At 33.9% G+C, this 17,711-nt stretch carries 9 protein-coding genes and 1 pseudogene; 7 read left to right on the top strand and 3 right to left on the bottom strand.

What is annotated here, in order from left to right:
- Positions 1–10: 10 nt before the first annotated feature.
- The 7 genes and pseudogenes from ASE40_RS21385 to ASE40_RS22445 form a co-directional block, all read left to right on the top strand.
- The gene (locus ASE40_RS21385; protein ID WP_057119666.1) at positions 11–1,525 is read left to right on the top strand and encodes a SusD/RagB family nutrient-binding outer membrane lipoprotein; all 1,515 of its coding nucleotides are present in this window, start codon (positions 11–13) and stop codon (positions 1,523–1,525) included.
- Between the two features lie 444 nt (positions 1,526–1,969).
- Positions 1,970–3,961 (top strand): beta-mannosidase, encoded by a 1,992-nt coding sequence (locus ASE40_RS21380; RefSeq protein WP_057119665.1) that lies wholly within the window; start codon positions 1,970–1,972, stop codon positions 3,959–3,961.
- An 88-nt stretch (positions 3,962–4,049) separates the two neighbouring features.
- A complete protein-coding gene (locus ASE40_RS21375) occupies positions 4,050–6,311 on the top strand; it encodes a GH92 family glycosyl hydrolase (protein ID WP_057119663.1) in 2,262 nt (753 codons plus the stop codon).
- 128 nt (positions 6,312–6,439) lie between these two features.
- Positions 6,440–8,722: a GH92 family glycosyl hydrolase gene (locus ASE40_RS21370; RefSeq protein ID WP_057119661.1), complete on the top strand. Its 2,283-nt coding sequence runs from the start codon at positions 6,440–6,442 to the stop codon at positions 8,720–8,722.
- Positions 8,723–8,728: 6 nt separating this feature from the next.
- Positions 8,729–10,192, top strand: a complete 1,464-nt coding sequence (locus tag ASE40_RS21365; RefSeq protein WP_057119659.1) for a glycoside hydrolase family 125 protein — start codon at positions 8,729–8,731, stop codon at positions 10,190–10,192.
- A 22-nt stretch (positions 10,193–10,214) separates the two neighbouring features.
- Positions 10,215–11,114 carry an ROK family protein gene (locus tag ASE40_RS21360; protein WP_057119656.1) on the top strand — a complete coding sequence of 300 codons (900 nt, stop codon included), beginning with the start codon at positions 10,215–10,217 and terminating at the stop codon, positions 11,112–11,114.
- A 549-nt stretch (positions 11,115–11,663) separates the two neighbouring features.
- Positions 11,664–11,827, top strand: a pseudogene (locus tag ASE40_RS22445) (YqaE/Pmp3 family membrane protein); the annotation flags it as partial.
- Positions 11,828–12,308: 481 nt separating this feature from the next.
- On the opposite strand, the gene ASE40_RS21350 reads toward ASE40_RS22445, so the two are convergent.
- The 3 genes from ASE40_RS21350 to ASE40_RS21340 all read right to left on the bottom strand — a co-directional run bounded on the left by ASE40_RS21350 (position 12,309) and on the right by ASE40_RS21340 (position 17,604).
- On the bottom strand, positions 12,309–14,129 hold the full coding sequence (locus ASE40_RS21350; RefSeq protein WP_057119654.1) for an ATP-binding protein: 1,821 nt from the start codon (positions 14,127–14,129) through the stop codon (positions 12,309–12,311).
- A gap of 1,914 nt (positions 14,130–16,043) precedes the next feature.
- Entirely contained in the window at positions 16,044–16,580 is a 537-nt protein-coding gene (locus ASE40_RS21345) for an ester cyclase (protein ID WP_057119652.1), read from the bottom strand.
- Between the two features lie 28 nt (positions 16,581–16,608).
- Entirely contained in the window at positions 16,609–17,604 is a 996-nt protein-coding gene (locus ASE40_RS21340; RefSeq protein ID WP_057119648.1) for an SDR family NAD(P)-dependent oxidoreductase, read from the bottom strand.
- Between the last annotated feature and the right edge of the window lie 107 nt (positions 17,605–17,711).

Below are 17,711 nucleotides of genomic sequence, written 5' to 3'. Positions count from 1 at the left end.
ACTAAAAAAGATGAAAAATAGATATATCAAAATATTTTGTGTCGCAATTGTTAGTGCTATGACATTAGCTTCATGCGATAAAGGATTCGAAGAAATGAATAAGAATCCAAATGCTTTAACAGATCCTGCCGTAAAATCAATGTTTACACTTGCTGAGATTTATGTTGACGGACAAGATTTCTCTAACACAAGAGGGAACAATTTATACGCAGCTCAAATTGTACAGCAGTTTTCTTCACTTGGAGGACCTGGTTCAAAATACACATATTCTTCAGAGTATTCAGCAGCGCTTTTTGGTGAAACTTACGGAAAAGGATTAAATCAGATTTTCCAGTTATTATCTGTAGTTGAAAATACTCCTGAGAATTCAAATATGATTCAGGCCTGCAGAATTATGAAAGTTTTCTTGTTCCAAAAATTAACGGATACTTATGGTGAAGTTCCTTATTTTGAAGCAGGAAAAGGATACAACGGAAACGTTTTTTCTCCGAAATATGATACACAGGAAGCAATTTACAATGATCTTTTAAAAGAATTGGATGAAGCGGGAACAGCATTAGATGCAGCAAAACCATTTGTTGGCAATGCAGATTTGTATTATCAAGGTGATGTTGCAAGATGGAAAAAACTAGCAAACTCTTTAATGCTAAGAGTAGCCATGCGTTTGTCTAAAGTAAATCCTGCAAAAGCAAAAGAATTTGTAGAAAAAGCGTATGCTAAAGGTGTTTTTACTTCAAATGATGACAGTTTGGTTTTAAAACATGATGCAGGTCCTGCGGGAGTTAAAACAAACCCTATTACTTCTTCATGGGTTAGAAATGATTTGAATGGAGGAGAATCGAACATTAAATTCAGTAAAACTTTCATCGATTTATTGAAAAATACAAACGATCCTCGTTTAAGAATTTATGCAAAACTAGAAGCAACAGGAGATAATAATCCTGCAAGTCAGCAAGGTTTGGCAAATGATGCAAAAGAATTTCCAGGAGGAGACAAAAAGCTTTTCTCAGATCCAAATACTTCTACAGTATTGCGTTTAGATGCTCCAACATTGATTATGTCTTATGCTGAGGTTCAGTTTTTATTGGCTGAAGCTGCTGTAAAAGGATGGAACGTTGGCGGATCGGCTCAAACTTATTACGAAAATGGAGTGAGAGCCGCTATGAATATTTTAACGATTTTTGGTGATAAAGTACCGGCAGTTTCACCAGCAGAATACAATACTTACATTACGACATATCCTTTTAAAGCTTCAGGAACAGAAGCAGAAAAAATCGAACAGATTATCACTCAAAAATGGATTGTTTTATTGTTTAATGGTTTTGAAGCATTCTCAGAATACAGAAGAACAGGTTATCCTGTATTAGTTCCTGTTAATGATCCAACTGGAGAAACAAAAGGAACAATTCCAAGAAGATTAATTTATGATCAGTCAGAACTTATTACAAACGAGGCTAATTATAAAGAAGCAATTCAACGTCAAGGTTTAGATTTAATGACCACAAGAATCTGGTGGGATAAATAATTTTTAAATTAGGTTGGTTAGTTAAGATAAGTCGGGTACTGAGCATGCCCGGCTTATTTTTAAATCATCAAAATTGATTCGTCTGAAAGTGTAAGTGTTGAAAAGTTATTTTACAGATTCAAATGCTTTTTTTTCGCATACAACAAATATAGTTTATGCTGAAAAAGATGGATTTAGTTTCTGTTTTTAAAAAAATTCAAAACTATACCTAAAGTGTATTTCAGTTTTTTGAATTTAAAAACGAACCATATCAAAATCAAAAATATAGTATAAGGCAGTGGTAAAGAAGATATTTCTAGTTGTATTTTAGAGTTACTAACAAAGAATAAATTCTAAAGAGAAGGAATGCTGCGGTCAGTTCTTTCCTTCTCTAAAACTGCCAAAAAAACCAGATTACTTACCTTTTTTAGTAATTTTAGAAGGTATAAAATATTACTCAGTAAAATGAACTATCAAAAAAGACTTCATTGGCTATTGTGTTCGTGTATGGCAGTTTTTACATCAATTGCCTTTGCGCAGCATATTGATCTAAAAAATAATTGGAAATACCGTGAAGAAAAAACACAAAAATGGTATCCAGCCCATGTGCCAGGAGAAATTCATACAGATTTACTAAAAAGTAAATTAATACCAGATCCGTTTTACAGAGATAACGAAAAAAAACTGCAATGGATAGAACGCAAAAACTGGGAATACAAAACCACTTTTCAGGTCACAGCAAATATGCTGAAAAAGAAAAACACAGATTTAGTTTTTGACGGATTAGACACTTATGCAACTGTTTACGTAAACAATAAGCTGGTTTTAAAAGCGGATAATATGTTTCGTCAATGGCGTGTGGAGGTCAAAAAAGTCTTGAAATCAGGAAATAACGATTTGAGAATCGTATTTCAATCGGCACAAAATGTGGTTGATTCGTTGGCTAAAAAAGATTATCCATTTGTAATTCCAGACAATCCGCGTGCTTATGTCCGCAAAGCACAATACCATTTTGGCTGGGATTGGGGACCAAAATTTACAACTTGCGGAATCTGGAAAACGCCAAGATTGGAATCTTATGACAAAAAAAATCCTGAGAAACCTTATGTTTTAAATCGAAAGATTGAATTAATACAAGCGCCAGATAGTTTGGGGAGATCTTTCTATTTTAAAATTGATGGAAAGCCAGTTTACATGAAAGGAGCCAATTATATTCCATCAGACGCTTTTCTTTCTAGAGTAAATAAAAAAGAATATGAAAAAATAGTTTTATCTGCCAAAGAAGCCAATATGAATATGCTTCGCGTTTGGGGCGGAGGCATTTATGAAGACGATTATTTCTACGATTTATGCGATAAATACGGAATAAATGTCTGGCAGGATTTTATGTTCGCTGGTACAATGGTTCCTGGAGATGATGCTTTTTTTGATAATGTAAAAAAAGAAGTTCAGTATCAGGTAAAGAGACTGCGCCATCATCCAAGCATCGTTTTATGGTGTGGAAATAACGAATCTGATGAAGCCTTTAAAAATTGGGGCTGGATGAAAAGTTTCAAAATTTCAAAACAAGATTCAATCCGTTTGTGGAAAGATTATACACGTTTATTTCATGACAGTATTCCGAAATGGGTAAAAGAAGTCGATGATAAACGTCCTTATTTAAGTTCGTCGCCTTTACATCATTGGTCAAAAGCAAAGAGTGTAACCGAAGGAGACAGCCACTATTGGGGAATTTGGTGGGGATTGGAGGATATTGAAGCTGTTAAGAAAAAAACAGGACGTTTTGTGAGCGAATACGGAATGCTGTCTTTACCGAATTATGCTTCAATTGAAAGTTTTACTTCTCCAGAAGACCGTCATTTATATTCAGATATACTAAAAGTACATTTAAAAGCGGGCAAAGGTTTTGAGAAATTAGATTCCTATTTAGGTAAATATTTTATCGATGCTTCTAAAATAAAAAAGATGAACTTGGAAGATTATGCCTATTTGAGTCAGTGTCTGCATTATTATTCAATCAAAAATATTGTTGGAATTCATCGTTCGAAAGCGCCTTACAATATGGGAACTTTAGTTTGGCAGTTAAATGATTGCTGGCCAGTAGCAAGCTGGAGTATTACTGATTATAATAACCGACAGCCAAAAGCAGCCTGGTATGCTATAAAGGAAGCGTACAGAGATGACATAAAACCAGAAACTGATTTTACACATCCGAAAGATTTGCAACTGGAAGATCCAAAAATTAGCTGGGAAATAAAAGGAAATAACGTAATCATAAAAGCTCAGAAAATGGCAAAATACGTTTGCATTTCAATGAAAGGATATAATGGAAAATGGAGCGATAATTATTTTGATTTAAAATCAGGAGAAGAAAAAACAATTTCGTTTGAAGGGAAAATAACAAAACCAGAAATTAAAATTTATTCTTTGTTTGAGGTTTTGGAAAAATATAAATAGAGGTTCAAAAACTCAGAGATACAAAGGGACATGGGTTTCGTAGAGACGCACTGCGCTGCGTCTAACACACAGAATTAAAAGATAAAATATGAGAATACTATTAAGTGGTGTCTTGGCATTAAATTTATTTTTTGCTAATCCGGCAATTTCACAGCAAAAAAAAGGAAAACAAAGCGATATAAATTATACACAATATGTAGATCCGCTTATTGGTTCGGCGGGTCATGGTCACGTATTTGTAGGTGCAAATGTTCCTTTTGGAGCGGTGCAGTTAGGTCCAGTAAATATTTTTGAAGGATGGGACTGGTGCAGCGGTTACAATTATGCCAGTAATACCATTTTGGGTTTCACACACACGCATTTAAGCGGAACTGGAATTGGCGATTTAAATGATATTTTGGTGCTTCCTGTAAGTGGAAAAGTCAGTTTGACAAAAGGAACAAAAGAATATATGGTAAACGGTTACGGCTCGTATTTCTCTCATAAAAATGAAGTCGTAAAACCTGGATATTACAGCGTTTTATTGGATAAATATAAAGTCAAGGCTGAATTAACAGCCAGCGAAAGAATTGGTTTTCATAAATATACTTTCGAAAACACAAACGATTCACATATTTTAATTGATCTGGCTGACGGAATTGGCTGGGACAGACCCGTAAAAACTTTCATTAAAAAAATAAGCGAAACCAAAATTGAAGGATATCGCTATTCTGCAGGCTGGGCTTCAGACCAGCGTATTTATTTTGCAATGGAATTTTCTGAGCCAATCACCAATATGATGGTTTATGACAGTACAGCTGTGATAAAAGGAACGGAAGGAGAAGGCTTAAAAATAAAAGCGGTTTTAGATTTTAAAACTTTAAAAAACAAACAGATTCTGGTAAAAGTCGGAATTTCTCCAGTAAGTGCCGAAAATGCATCTGCCAATATAAAAGCGGAAATTCCTGATTGGGATTTTGAAGCTGTCGTAAAACTGGCAGATTCAAAATGGAACAAGGAACTTAATAAAATTCAGATAAAAGGAGACGAGAAAACAATGAAAGTTTTTTATACTTCATTGTACCACACCATGTTTGCCCCTTCTATTTTTAACGATGCCAACGGAGATTATAGAGGAACAGACAAAAAAGTATATGAAAAAGCCAATTTTACCAACTATACCACTTTTTCACTTTGGGATACTTACCGTGGACTCCATCCATTATACACCATTACGCAACCTGAAAAAATCAATGATATTGTAAAGTCATTTTTAGCGATTTATCACCAGCAGGGCAGATTGCCAGTCTGGCATTTAATGGGTAACGAAACCAATACAATGAATGGAAATCATTCTATTGCCGTTATCGTCGATGCTTATTTAAAAGGATATCGAGATTACGATGTCAATTTAGCTTACGACGCCATTAAAAAAACAGCAATGCAAACGCGTGACGGAATGGATTATGTTCAGAGAATAGAATATATTCCTGCCGATAAAATGCTGGAATCTGTTGGAAATGCTTTAGAATATGCTATCGATGATTACTGTATTGCTTTGATGGCAAAAGCTTTAAATAAAACAGACGATTATAATTATTTTACCAAAAGAGCCAATTTATACAAACTGTATTTTGATAAAGAAACCACTTTTATGCGCGGTAAATTGACCAATGGAAATTGGAGGACACCGTTTAATCCGCTTTCTTCCGCACATCGAAAAGACGATTACGTTGAAGGAAATGCGTGGCAGTACACTTGGCTGGTTCCGCAAGATCCGTACGGTTTAATTGATTTATTTGGCAGTGAAGATAAATTTATTGCAAAACTAGATTCACTTTTCCTGCTGACAGATAAGGTAGAAGGAGAAGATGTTTCGCCAGATATCAGCGGTTTAATAGGTCAGTACGCTCACGGAAACGAGCCAAATCATCATATTCCGTATTTGTATTCGTATGTCGGACAGCCTTGGAAAACAGCGAAATTAATTCGAGAAATCGATGATAAATTATACTCAACAAAACCAGACGGATTATGCGGGAACGAAGATTTAGGACAAATGTCGGCTTGGTATATTTTATCTTCTATGGGATTCTATTCGGTTAATCCTGCAAACGGAATTTATGTTCTGGGAAGTCCGTTAGTAAACAGTGCTGTAATTCATCATAAAAAAGGCATTTCATTTACAATAAATGCGGTTAATAACAGCGTATCAAATATCTATATCCAAAAAGCAGAATATAACGGAAAACCATATACAAAATCATATATCACACAAGAGATGATCGTAAAAGGAGGAGAATTGAAATTATTAATGGGAAGTAAACCGTCATCAACTTTTGGGGTTAAGAAAGAAGATAGGCCTCAATAATTTAAGATTTCTGATTTTAGATTTTAGATTTTTCAGCAACGCTCCTGCGAGATTTTCAAAACCTTGCAGGTATTTAGACGAAGATTAAAAGCTTAAAGCTTATGGCTTAAAGCATAAAGCAAAAAAAAATGAAAATAAAGAGTTTAATTTTTTTAGGAATATTACAATCCTGTCTTTTTTTAAACGCGCAGGTAAAAGCCTTAGATCCTGTAGAATATGTAAACCCGTTAATGGGAACACAATCATTACATAATCTTTCGAACGGAAATACATATCCCGCCATCTGCAGGCCGTGGGGAATGAATTTCTGGACTCCTCAAACTGGCAAAATGGGCGATGGATGGGCTTATACGTATACGGCAGAAAAAATTAGAGGATTTAAGCAGACGCATCAGCCTTCGCCTTGGATGAACGATTACGGTCAGTTTTCGATTATGCCAGTTACGGGTAAATTGGCTTTCGCCGAAGACGAAAGAGCAAGCTGGTTTAGCCATAAAGCTGAGGTTTCAAAACCGTATTATTACAGCGTTTATTTGGCCGATCATGACGTTACGACCGAAATTACAACAACAGAAAGAGCAGCACATTTTCAGATTACATTTCCCGAAAATGAAAAATCTTCTATTGTGATCGATGCATTTGATAAGGGGTCTTATATCAAAATAATTCCGTCAGAGAATAAAATAATAGGTTATACAACACGAAACAGCGGTGGAGTTCCTCAAAATTTCAAGAACTATTTTGTATTAGAATTTGATAAAAAGTTTCTAACTAATTCAACTTGGATTGATAAAATTTTGAGCGATAAATTGGAAGCTGAAGGAAATCATGTAGGAGCAGTTATCGGATTTAAAACTAAAAAAGGAGAAAAAGTAAATGTTAGAATAGCATCTTCTTTTATAAGTCCAGAACAGGCAGAATTGAACATAAAAAACGAATTAGGTACATCGACTTTTGAAGAAACAGTTTCGCAATCTAAGGCCGAATGGAATAAAGTTCTAGGGAAAATTGCTGTAGAAGATAATAATACCGATCAGTTAAAGACTTTTTATTCTTGTTTATACCGTACAGTTTGTTTTCCTCAAAAACAATATGAAATTGATAAAGACGGAAAAATTGTGCACTACAGTCCATACAACGGAAAAGTGTTGCAAGGCTATATGTATGCGGGAACAGGATTTTGGGACACTTTCCGTGCTTTATATCCTCTGCTAAATCTCGTTTATCCTTCTATAAACAAAGAAATGCAGGAAGGATTAATAAACGATTATAAAGAAGGCGGATTTCTGCCAGAATGGTCAAGCCCAGGTTTTAGAAATGTAATGGTAGGAAATAATTCTGCTTCTGTAGTTTCTGATGCTTACATGAAAGGATTACGCGGCTATGATATCAATACTTTATACGAAGCTTTGCTGCACGGAGCCAATAATGAAGGGCCAATGGATGCTGTGGGCAGAAAAGGAGTTCAATATTACAATACTCTTGGGTATGTTCCGTATGACGTGAAGATTAATGAAAATGCGGCTAGAACACTTGAATATGCCTATGATGATTTTACGATTTGGAAATTGGCAAAAGCATTAAATCGCCCGAAAAAGGAAATCAGCCTTTTTGAAAAACGAATGCTGAATTATAAAAAACTGTATAATTCAGAAATTGGATTAATGAGCGGACGAAATAAAGACGGAAGTTTCCCTCCTAATTTTAATCCGTTTAAATGGGGAGATGCCTTTACTGAAGGAAACAGCTGGCACTACAGTTGGAGTGTTTTTCATGACATTCAAGGTTTGATTGATTTAATGGGAGGAGAGAAGAATTTTACAGCGAAATTAGATGCAGTATTTACAATGCCTCCCGTTTTTGATGACAGTTATTATGGAGCCGTTATTCATGAAATCCGCGAAATGCAAATTATGAATATGGGACAATACGCTCACGGAAACCAGCCAATTCAGCACATGATTTATTTGTACAATTATGCAGGAGAGCCTTGGAAAACACAATACTGGTCAAGAGAAGTCATGAATCGTTTGTACAAGCCTACTCCAGATGGTTATTGCGGAGATGAAGATAACGGGCAAACTTCTGCTTGGTATATTTTCTCAGCCATGGGATTCTATCCGGTTTGTCCAGGAACAGAAGAATATGTTTTGGGAGCGCCTTTGTTTAAGAAAACAACTTTACAGTTAGAAAACGGAAAACAGCTTATTATCAATGCGCCTAATAATTCAGAAACTAACAAATATGTAAACGAATTAAAATGGGATAATGTTCTTCATTCTAAAAATTACATCAATCACTTTGATGTGTTGGAAGGAGGAGAATTAAATTTTGATATGACCAATTCTCCTAATTTTAAAAGAGGTACAACAAAAGAAGCATTCCCATATTCTTATTCAACTTCAAAATAAAAATATATGCAGTCACGTAGAAAATTTATAAAAAACGCAGGCATTTTTTCAGCAGGATTACTGGCACTTCAGACAGAAGCTTTCGGATTTAATTCAGATACTTTTCAGTTTCCACTAAAAGATTTTGTTTCAAAAAGGCCTCCTGTTGCCGAAAGAAAATTTACGAGTAAAGCAATTGAAGCCGCTATCGTACGCATTAAAAAACAAATTGCCAATCCAGAACTGGCGTGGATATTTGAAAACTGTTTTCCAAACACTTTAGATACCACTGTCGATTTTGAAATTATTGATGGAAAGCCAGATACCTACGTAATTACAGGAGATATTGATGCCATGTGGTTAAGAGACAGTACAGCGCAGATTTGGCCGTATATTCCGTTTGTAAAAGAAGATCCAAAACTGGCAGAACTGGTAAAAGGAGTAATTAATCGTCAAGCGAAATGCATTCTGTTGGATCCGTACGCAAATGCCTTTTATAAAGATTTTACCAAAGAAAGCGAGTGGAAAAATGATCTTACTAAAATGCAGCCTGGAATTCATGAAAGAAAATGGGAAATTGACAGTTTGTGTTATCCCGTTCGATTAGCGCATGGATATTGGAAAGCAACAGGAGACATCAGTTTGTTTGATGCAAAATGGAAAGAAGCGATGCTTTTGGTTCTGCAAACTTTTAAAGAACAGCAGCGAATGGATGGCAAAGGCGGACCTTATAGTTTTCAGCGTCAGACGGCTTGGGCAACAGACGGTGTTCCGTTAGGAGGTTATGGTTATCCTGTCAAACCTTGCGGATTAATAGTTTCAACTTTTAGACCAAGTGACGATTCTACTTTATTCGGTTATCTGATTCCGAGTAATATGTTTGCAATCGAAATCTTAGGATATCTGATTGAAATTTTCTCTCTTCCAGCCTTAAAGGATAATGATTTGGTTGAGAAAGCCACAAAATTAAGAGATGAGGTTCAGAAAGGTCTTAATGAACACGGAATCATCAACCATCCAAAATTCGGAAAAATTATAGCTTTTGAAGTAAACGGATACGGCAGTTTCCACATGATGGACGATGCCAATGTACCGTCATTATTATCATTGCCGTATTTAGGTGCTATTGCTCCAAATGACCCTTTATATCTGAATACAAGAAAAGTAGTACTGTCTGAGAATAATCCGTTTTTTTATAAAGGAAAAGCAGGAGAAGGTATTGGTGGTCCGCACACAGGAGTAGATACGATTTGGCCTATGAGTATTGTTTTAAGAGCAATTACAAGTGTAGATGAAAAAGAAATAAAAAACTGCATCAGCAATTTAATAAAAACAAACGCCGATACTGGATTTATGCACGAATCATTTCATAAAGACGATGTAAACAAATTTACCCGTAAATGGTTTGCTTGGGCAAATACATTATTTGGCGAAATGATTGTACATACCAGTATTCATTATCCTCAAATTTTAAAAGACAAAAATATCTAGTACTAAAGCTAAATAATTAAAAATGAATACATCATACGCCATTGGGCTGGATATAGGAGGAACGCACATTACAGCTGCGGTTATTGATAAAGCAGAAATGAAAGTTCTTGATTTTTCGCTTTGTAAAGAATCTTTTGATTCAAATATGCCAGCAGATCAGGTTATGAGTATCTGGAAAAAAGTAATCAGCACCGCAATAGAAAATTCTAAGATTAAAGATATTGCAGGAATTGCAATTTGCATGCCTGGACCATTTGATTATAAAAATGGCATTTGCTGGATTAAAGATCAATCTAAATATGAACATTTTTACGGATTAAACATTCGAGAATTGCTTTTGGAAACTCTTGATTTTCCTGCAGATTTTCCAATTCTTTTTGAAAATGACGCTGTTTGTTTTGGAAAAGGAGAAGTTTTTAAACAACAGGAAAATCTTTCTAAAAAAGTAATGGCTGTAACATTAGGAACAGGATTAGGAGCTTGTTTTATTGACAAAGGAACATCAATAAGTTCAGGTAATTCTGTTCCCACTGATGGCGAAATATACAATCTATCTTATAAAGATGGAATTGCAGAAGATTATGTTTCAGTTAGAGGTCTTTTATCCCATTACAAATCTTTAACCGGTAGCGATCTTAATAATGGTTTAGAACTTTACAATCTAGCGAAAAATGGAGATCAGCAGGCAATTCAGGTATTTGAAAGAATGGGAGAGGACTTAGCAACAGTCGCAATTCCATGGATTGCCAACTTTACAGCAGATCATATTATTATTGGGGGAAAAATTGCCAATGCAAGCGATTTGTTTTTGTCTTCATTTAACAAAACAATTCAGAAATCTGGTTCCGAAATTCAAATTTCCATTTCAAATGACAATGAAGTTGCAGCCTTATTAGGAGCAGTCAGTTTTCTTTGTGATTAAAATAAAAACGGATGAGGTAAATAAAACTTATCCGTTTTTGTTTTACAGTTGTTTTAAAGCTTCTTAGTTTGCCTTTGTAAAAGTTTTATCAGTTCTGTGGAAACAGCATATTTTCTATTAAAAACAATAAAAAAATCCTTTAAATCGTAAGATTTAAAGGATTTAACTTTTTGAGTTTCTTCTGAAACTTCATCTGNCCGGACCTGTTACAGTCAACAGTTTTCAAGACTGCCGCATTCGACCGCTCTGCCATTTCTCCAGTATGCTGCTACCATTTTCTGATTGCGAGTGCAAAGATAAGGTGTTTTTTGAATTGTGAAAATTTTTTTGGAACTATTTGCAAAGAAAATAATTTACCCATAAAAAAAAGTAAAATCATTGATTAAGCTAAAGATTTATAACTGAATTAGAAACGTAGAAAGAGTGATTAGAGTATTGTGTTGTTTTGATAAATATTTTGTTTTTTCTGAGATTCAGATAATTTTACATTACGGTGAGATACTAAGTAACAAATTACAAGATTTACGACATATAATCAAACCATATAAAATGATGACACTTATAGCAATATTTTTCCCGTGTATCTCCTTTCTATTAAGAGGTAAAATTTTGACGGCTTTACTTTGTTTAATTTTACAGCTTACTTTAATTGGCTGGTTGCCTGCTGCCATATGGGCTGTTATATCGCTTCAGAATTCTAGAGCGGATAGACGNTTTTTTTTTTTTTTTTTTTCGTTTCTAAAGTTTTTCGAACAAACCATTTTTAGGATAGGAGAGCTCCACTTAAAACATGTATGTATTGATGAGCATTGAAAATTTAAAATGCTTTTTTAAGGATGTTATATTAAAAAGAAAACCCTTAACAAAGTTAAGGGTTTAAATTTCAGCGGAGAAAGAGGGATTCGAACCTTATGCCCGTAGCCCGCTTTTATACTGCATTTCTAATATTTTTTTTTCTGTCGCGCCACGATTATGCCACAAACTTTAAAACACGCTTTTTTACGTCGTAATGTCTTGTTTTTTAGCAGGTTATAGTTCTGTTTTTTTTAATATGACAAAAATAGACTTTTTTATATTATAAGTAACATTTTAGAAAATTTTATATATCAATTAAAAGGCAGTTGGAAATGTTTGAACTTAATTTAAATATGTAAAATATTTATATTTTACATTAATGAAAGAATTACATTTATATTAAACAGCTTTGTAAGCCTGGTCGGGATGATTTGGCATATCTATTATTGTATGCTGTAATCTGCCTTCATCTTTCATCGGCAGGATATAGTTTCGATAAATGTAATTTTCATTTCTATTAAGTATTAGAGCTATCTGTTTTGCAGAATAGCTTTTAAAACTGCATATTTTATAAACTATATCTTTTATTTTATTTTGATCATTTTCTCTAACTCCTAGGTTGGATATTTGTTCTCTTATATCAGAAGGTAGCTCCTGTGTTAGATCGTAGGGTTCTGTTGTAAGATCATTAGCTTCTGTGTTAAGATCATTAGGTTCTGTGTTAGGAACATCATCATCTGTGTTAAGAACTCCACCAGTAGTATAATATGTAGATCTTCCTTTTCCTTTTTGTTCAATAAGACCTTTGTCTCGGAGACTTCTTAATTCATTACTTGCTTTTAATACATCACATGCATTTAATTGTCGATATGTTGAATTATCAATGGCACCAGCTTCTCTAATGAAAATCAATCCTTTTTTCTGCTCAGTATTTAACTCATATTCAGCAAAAGTATTTAGCCATTGAAGGTCACTTTCATTAAGAAAATGATGCAGTAAAAGGCGAGTGGTAAATAAATTTGCGGTGTGGTCACTTTCAAATGTCGGCGGTGCTAGGGAGGATTTTTCCATTAAAATTCTCATTGTCCTTATACCACTCCCTTTTGTTTCTGCAAGATTGGTTTCGTGAAAAATGGATGCAATAAACGGATTTCTGTTTTTAGAACCTGGTTCACCTAGCTGCTCTTCCGGCTTTAATGAAAAACCTGGATTTTTAATTTCTAGTCTATTGCCGTAGCGAATAATTTGTATCGGCTGATTTTCTCTATAAGTTCTATGTATAAAAGCATTCACAAGTGCTTCACGCAGAACTTTAGAAGGCAGACCAATAGCAGAAGCCTGCAACTCTCCATCCCCTAAAAGAAATCCTTTAGGGAGATCATCAGCAATTGCACTAAATACTCTTTGAACCAGTTCAATAAGCGGACCTCTCATATCTATTGTTGTAAACCTGTTTTCAGGATCTTCAACCCATTCATTACCTGGTACTCTAATGTAATCTATACGTACCATCGGTAGTAATCTTCTTAGGGCAGGACGTTTTCCAAAAACAAGTAGTCCTGTATAGGTTAGTTTCCATTCGTCCTTATCTTTTTTTACACATCCTAAAGATCTTAATAAATCAAAATCAGAATAGTTTAACTCCTCAGCATATTCATTTACTTTTGACCTTAAACTTTTGTATAAAGAAATGGCTTCTTCACTGACATCATCAAGACTAGTATCTTTTACAATAATACTATCTAAACTATCTTCTTTATTATAGAATATAAATAGATCATCTTCGGTGCATCGCTGGTCACTTGAACCAATTCTTCTGTAAGCGCCTTGAGGCAAGCCCTTTTTTTTGAAATAAAGAGGTTTTTGTCCATCAGGTAATTCTTTTACAAACATTTTTAGGACTAACTTTCCATTGGGCATTTTCTCTATTTCAATTTCTGGTCTAACAGGCTGATTAAATAATGTCGCTGTTTGAGAAGCTATATCTAATTGTAATTTGTCTGGATTTGTAATTCCTTCAACTATATAATTTTGAAATAAGCTGCTTTCGTCTTTAACCACTCCTAAAACTATTAATCCTCCTCCTAAGCCCGGCTCGTTGGAGAAAGCACAAATAGTTTCCATTATAGATGTGTCAATTTCGCTCCCTCTTTTGGCTTCAATTGTTGTACATTCGTCAGTAATATTTAAATGTTCTAAAATATCTTTAATAAGCTCCATGAAATAATTTTAGCAAGTATAAAGCAAAAATAATCAACTTTTTGTCAATTCAATTTTTAAAGGTCTTTTTAAATTTAACTTTAAAAAAATTACTGATCTTAGGTCATAAAAGATTTGATTGTGAAGAACAACTTTATAATTTAAGATTGCTAATGTTTAATTATTGGCTGATTTAGGTCTTAAGATTTGTCCAAACATTTTTAAAACCAGATTTGCATTGGATATCTAACCATGGTCAGTTTATCTTATAAAATTAAAGTTATACTTGTACTTGAGTCACGTCTTAATGTTTTCGCTTTTTTATAAAAAATGAAATTGAATGGAATTCATTCTTATATGTTCTTTGGTAACCCAATTGTGAACGATATAATTATATGCTTTTAGATATAAAACAAACAGTTACAGCAAAATTATATGCTTTAAGATATAAAATACAATCCAGCTATCTTTATAGTGTATAGAAGATGTGATGCATAATTGATTTTTTTGTTTAGAATAATGGCTGAGCTACAGATTTTTAAAGTTAATACAACTTAATGAAGTGCTATCTACAAATTTTTGCATTTATAAGGTATATAATTTACAAAAAATTGAAGTTATCTATGTAATTATGTTCATGTGAATATTTTCACTTCGTATTCGTGAACAAATACAGCTACCCAAAAAAAGATCTTTTTCGGTTCAACTTCTTTAGTTATTTTCTTATTTAATGTAATGTGTTCACTATATCTGGCTGTTCATTCAGAATGAACAGCCAGATATAGTGAACAAGGTTAATTGAGACTCTATAATTGGAAAAAAATAATTCCGCTAATATGTACTTAAAAGAATAGAGCAAGAATTACTTTTAATTATTTGAGTTTTTGTAAATGTTTAATAATTAATGAAGTAAAATATGGTAAGTGTGACAAAAGACACATATAATATCGATGCCTAAAAGTATTTTAGCATTGTTTAAAATCAAATCGGTTTTATGAGGTTAATAACTTACGACCATTATTTTTGATTCCGGAACCCAAACATTTGGAGTATAAAGCAATTTAGGATGAATAAATTATTTAAATGAAAAAAGCTAAGACCTATGAAATTTTCGATAATTTTTTTAAACTCGACATGAGATTAAATAAAATAGAAAACTTGGTAGTGTTTCAAAGTTAGTGATATAAGATTTTAGATTTCTAACCTTTTGAAATTGAACAAGTTTTAGAAATAAATAATTTTAAGATGAGCAGTGATGCTCATCTTTTTTGTTTTATTATTGCCTTAAATCTGCTAAAATGAATAAAAATTCGACATGGTGTTCCAAAGTTAGTGATGATGTAAATTGTCCAAAATGTAACGAGAAAAAGGTTGTTAAAAATGGAAGGACTAAAAATTATCAACAGCAGTACTACTGTAAAATGTGCTGTCACCGTTTTATAGAAAGTTATACAAATCAAGCTTACAAATTAAATTGGTTTGAAGTGCTTCTATGGTCGAAACCGTACAATATTTCATGCTTTTCAGACTTTTCTATTTACATTAAACCTAACGGGACTCGAATCATTTTTTGCAAATACAGGAGCTTAAAATTTTAAGAAATTGAAATAAAATTTTTCGAACCATAAAAAAAAAGCCGAGGAATCCAGATTTCTCGGCTTTTAATTTTTACTAGTAGTTGGAAAAGGGTTCGAACCTGTTAACGAAAAAAAAATAACGAAAATAAAAAAATAGAATTAATATATATTCGAACCCTTCTTCTGTATTCCTTATCAATACTGAGTTTCTAATTCTTAAAAAATGACTTAATTTTTAATGCTTGTTACATAAATCAATTAAAAGACGAAGTCCGCAATCAATCAGACTTTGTCTTATTTTAAAGGCTACTACCTAATGCCTCAATCTAAAATTGCTACATGAAATCAGGACAGTAACTTATTTTTTAAGTTGCTCGGCAATGGCCGTCACATCTATCAAAAACCACATTTCGACAAAAAGCCCGTCTTTAATTTTATAGGATCCAAACTCTGTAAATTCTACTGTTTTGCCTTTCGGATTTTCACCAAAAAATGTTTTTGCCCCGGGAGTTCCTGAGTCACGTAATCGTGCACCAATTTCTCCGCCATCCACAACAAGCTGTTGAAGGTCCCATTTGAAGTCAGGTATGGCCTCTATTAATATTTTGAACTGGGCAATAATATCGGCACGGCTTACCATTTTGCCATTGAGTCTCACATCTTCCGCAACTACATTGGCAATAGCATCGTAATCACGAGCGTTTGCCGCTGCAATGTAGCTGCGGTAGAAGTCCCTTAACTTATTATTATCTGAAGTTACCGTTTTTGAAGTGGTCGAGATAACTTTAGTACTTTGTGCCACTGCCATTGTGCTCGTTGAAAGCAAAGCCAATGCTAATATCAATTTTAAATTGTAATTCGCAAACGTTTCTAGTTTATTCATTTTATTTTTCATTTTATAAATTTTAATGTTCTGTTTAAAATTATTTCACTTCAAACTCAATACCTGTAATTTCTTCCGTCCATTTCCAGAGATTTTTGGCATTGCTTTCATCTAGCGAATACGGTTTTACGCCAGCCGACATTTCTTGTCCCAACGCTAATGCTGCAATGTCTGCATCTTCCAAATAGACACCGCCAATAGTATTTAATGACTGGCTTGTTGCTGCCCAGACAGTGGTTGCTGCACCTTGTGGAATTGTTTTTAATGACTCCACAACTGCTTGCACGGGCTCTCCTTTATCATCGTAAAATCCAAATTGCTGTAAAATTTCCATTGGAGCTTCTCTAAGCAATTCCGTTCCCCAAATATTACCGGGGTGCAGCGAATAAGCTCTTACACCAAATGCTTTGGCAAGATTATCAAATTCAAGTGAGAATAAATTAACTGCCGTTTTTGACTGCCCATAAGCCGATAAAGTTTCATACTCACGGTTTTCATAATTCGGGTCATCAAAATTAAAGGATCCAAATTGATGTCCCTGGGAAGATATGTTGATCACTCTAGCTCCGTTGGCTTTTTTCAATGCCGGCCATAGTTTTGCAGTTAATTGAAATGTTGCCAGATAATTGGTCGCCAATTGCGACTCAATACCACGAGCATCCCTGCGTAACGGAACAAACATAATCCCTGCATTATTAATAAGCAGATGTAATACTCTGCCTGAAGCCAAAAACTTTTCAGCAAATCTGTCAATAGAAGAATGATTCATTAAATCCATTTCTTCGATTTCTACGTTGTCAATCCCTTGTAGATTTTTTGCTGCTTTGGCCCTGTTTCTTGTTGGTACAATTACAGTTGCACCTGCATTCGCAAGCGTTATTACAGTTTCCAAACCAATACCTGTGTTGCCACCGGTTATAATCACATTTTTTCCAGTAAGGTCTATTCCTTTAATTACATCAAGGGTTGTAGATGTTGCCTTAAACCCTGAGCCAGTTGCGTTTTGCAATGCTCCATCATAATTATTTTGTTCCATTTTTTTAATTTTTAAATTGTTATTTTTTTATTTTTTGAATTTTTGTTTAACTGATATAACTTTTATTTGAAGAGAATACCCACGGGGCTCTATTTCTGACGATAATT

Source organism: Flavobacterium sp. Root935 (genome assembly GCF_001429295.1).
GTDB lineage: Bacteria > Bacteroidota > Bacteroidia > Flavobacteriales > Flavobacteriaceae > Flavobacterium.
This window is presented reverse-complemented; position numbering and strand designations above follow the sequence as displayed.

Excerpts from the sequence above, each read along its gene's own strand:
- ASE40_RS21385 (WP_057119666.1), top strand. The coding sequence starts at position 11 with ATGAAAAATAGATATATCAAAATATTTTGTGTCGCAATTGTTAGTGCT.
- ASE40_RS21380 (WP_057119665.1), top strand. The coding sequence starts at position 1,970 with ATGAACTATCAAAAAAGACTTCATTGGCTATTGTGTTCGTGTATGGCA.
- ASE40_RS21375 (WP_057119663.1), top strand. The coding sequence starts at position 4,050 with ATGAGAATACTATTAAGTGGTGTCTTGGCATTAAATTTATTTTTTGCT.
- ASE40_RS21370 (WP_057119661.1), top strand. The coding sequence starts at position 6,440 with ATGAAAATAAAGAGTTTAATTTTTTTAGGAATATTACAATCCTGTCTT.
- ASE40_RS21365 (WP_057119659.1), top strand. The coding sequence starts at position 8,729 with ATGCAGTCACGTAGAAAATTTATAAAAAACGCAGGCATTTTTTCAGCA.
- ASE40_RS21360 (WP_057119656.1), top strand. The coding sequence starts at position 10,215 with ATGAATACATCATACGCCATTGGGCTGGATATAGGAGGAACGCACATT.
- ASE40_RS21350 (WP_057119654.1), bottom strand. The coding sequence starts at position 14,129 with ATGGAGCTTATTAAAGATATTTTAGAACATTTAAATATTACTGACGAA.
- ASE40_RS21345 (WP_057119652.1), bottom strand. The coding sequence starts at position 16,580 with ATGAAAAATAAAATGAATAAACTAGAAACGTTTGCGAATTACAATTTA.
- ASE40_RS21340 (WP_057119648.1), bottom strand. The coding sequence starts at position 17,604 with ATGGAACAAAATAATTATGATGGAGCATTGCAAAACGCAACTGGCTCA.